The sequence below is a fragment of the Plebeiibacterium sediminum genome (assembly GCF_026013605.1).
In the GTDB taxonomy this organism is placed as follows: domain Bacteria; phylum Bacteroidota; class Bacteroidia; order Bacteroidales; family Marinilabiliaceae; genus Saccharicrinis; species Saccharicrinis sediminus.
This window is the reverse complement of the sequence record NZ_JAPDPJ010000178.1, coordinates 1-2117: the sequence shown is the minus strand read 5'-3', so window position 1 is coordinate 2117 and position 2117 is coordinate 1. Positions and strand designations below refer to the sequence as shown.

Sequence of the window (2117 nt, the reverse complement as noted above, 5' to 3'; positions counted from 1 at the left end):
GCATGCTCATTAACTTTATTTGAATCATTGTTGGCCTCCTCTGAGACCTTAGCTGTTTCAATTGCATTATCTGAGTTTTGATGTATGCTGGCAGATATTTCCTCCATAGTAGAACTCACTTCTTCGATGGAACTTGCTTGTTCATTTGCACCTTGGGATAGTTGCATGGATGAACCACTTAATTGATGACTGGCTACCCCTATTCTATCAGCTCCCAGTTTAATACTGGTTACAATTTCTTTTAAACCATGAACCATTCTATTTAAGGCTGATGCTAATTGACCTATTTCATCTTTTTGGTCGATATCAAGCTTAATACTTAAGTCTCCTGCTGCTATAGATTCTGATATTACAACTGCTTTTCTAAGACTATTAGAGATGTCTTTGGATATCCAATATATTAGTCCGGATAATATCAATAAACTAATTAAGAGGCTAATCAAAATAACGTTTCTGATATGATAAGCACTGGCAAATAGTTCATCTTCATATACAGAAACAACAACATAGGATTGTATTTCTTCTACAAATCGATAGTATTGATACATTTTTTGACCTTCTATTTGATCTATGGTAAAACCACTTTCTGCATTTAAACTTTTCATTTTAATAAAGAATGCCTGATCTGCTATACTTTTACCCTCGTCCCTGGGATGAATAATTAATAACCCATTATTGTCAACGATATACGGATATCCTGAATCAAAAAAGGTTTTATCATTAAAGACTGATCTTAATTCAGTCATATTTTTTTCTTTGATTCCCACGTACAGAATACCTTCAATCTTTCCGTCTATGACAAGCGGGCGATATGCTGTTAGATACCAGTCATCCACCACAAATGCTCTTCCTGTGTATGTTTTTCCTTCTAAAACGGTCTTTATAACTTCTGATGTATTAGGAATAAATGTACCTAATGCTCTTTCTCCATCTTTAGTTAATACATTGGTAGCAATCCTTAAGAATCCCTGATCAAATCTTTGAAAGATGGTTGCTGTACCTCCAACTAAATCTTTTATTTGGTCTACATACTTTGCACTAGCCTGAATTAACTGATCTTGTACAATCCATTCTGGTACCTTTACATCTTGTTCTTCCTGGGTCTCTTGATTTTTAGCTTTTATATCTATTAAATCTGAGCTAATTCTAATTTTGCCCAGATTTTTAACATATTGGTCTGCCGCATTAATACCTACCAAAACATTTTGTTGATTGGAACGAATATTTTGAGATATCAGAATATTCAAATCCTTTACATGCTCCTGCATTCTTTCATTTGTTGTAATTTCACTTGCATTCATCTCAACATTGGTTATATAAATACCTAATATTGACAATATTACAACAATAAAAGTTATAATGACTAACCCTAGGCGCAAACCTATTCTCACATCATGGAATCTCTTCATAAAAATTAATATAGTTTCTGCTTTTAGTTCTATTGTATATCATGCATAGATCGCTACAATATAATAAGTCAATACCTGCATCTTCCAAAGGGTGGATAATTTAGATAGGACCTTATACCCTATCCAAATTTTGGAATAACCCCGGAAATTAATGAAGTATTGATTCAAATATTATAGTGAATTTATACTGATATATTAGGGATAACGAATTGTTGTAGCAAGAGTTACCATTATAATGACGAACTATTTGAACTAAATATATCAATAGTTTAATTCGATGCGTAATCTGCTTAATATCAACACCTAAAACTAACAGATGTTTTTTTGGAAAATTTGAGCAGTTTGATTAAATCATTATTTATGGTGATGAAGTACTAAATTAGGTTATTAGTTCCATATAAAGATTAGTGTCGCAATTGGGTGTTAAAACAGATATAATAAGATAATGAATTATGCCATATAACCCAATTTATCCGGTATTGACCTAGCAAATGAGATTACTTGTCATAAACATTCAGCTATTTCATATGATCAACCGTATATACTTAAAAACCTAGATATGTAACTGTAATCTCATACAATGATGAAAAAGATTCTAATAATTGACGATGCCATTGATTCGAGAGTAATGATAAAAAAGCTTCTGTTTTCATTAAACTTTCAAATTATTGAGGCAAAAGATGGACTAGAAGGATGGAGTCTAATGAT

Annotated in this window: 1 protein-coding gene; it reads right to left on the bottom strand. The window is 32.0% G+C overall.

Annotated elements, in window-relative coordinates:
* The coding region (locus OM075_RS24895) for a methyl-accepting chemotaxis protein (protein ID WP_301193272.1) at positions 1-1409 on the bottom strand (1409 nt) is incomplete at its 3' end.
* Positions 1410-2117 lie beyond the last annotated feature (708 nt).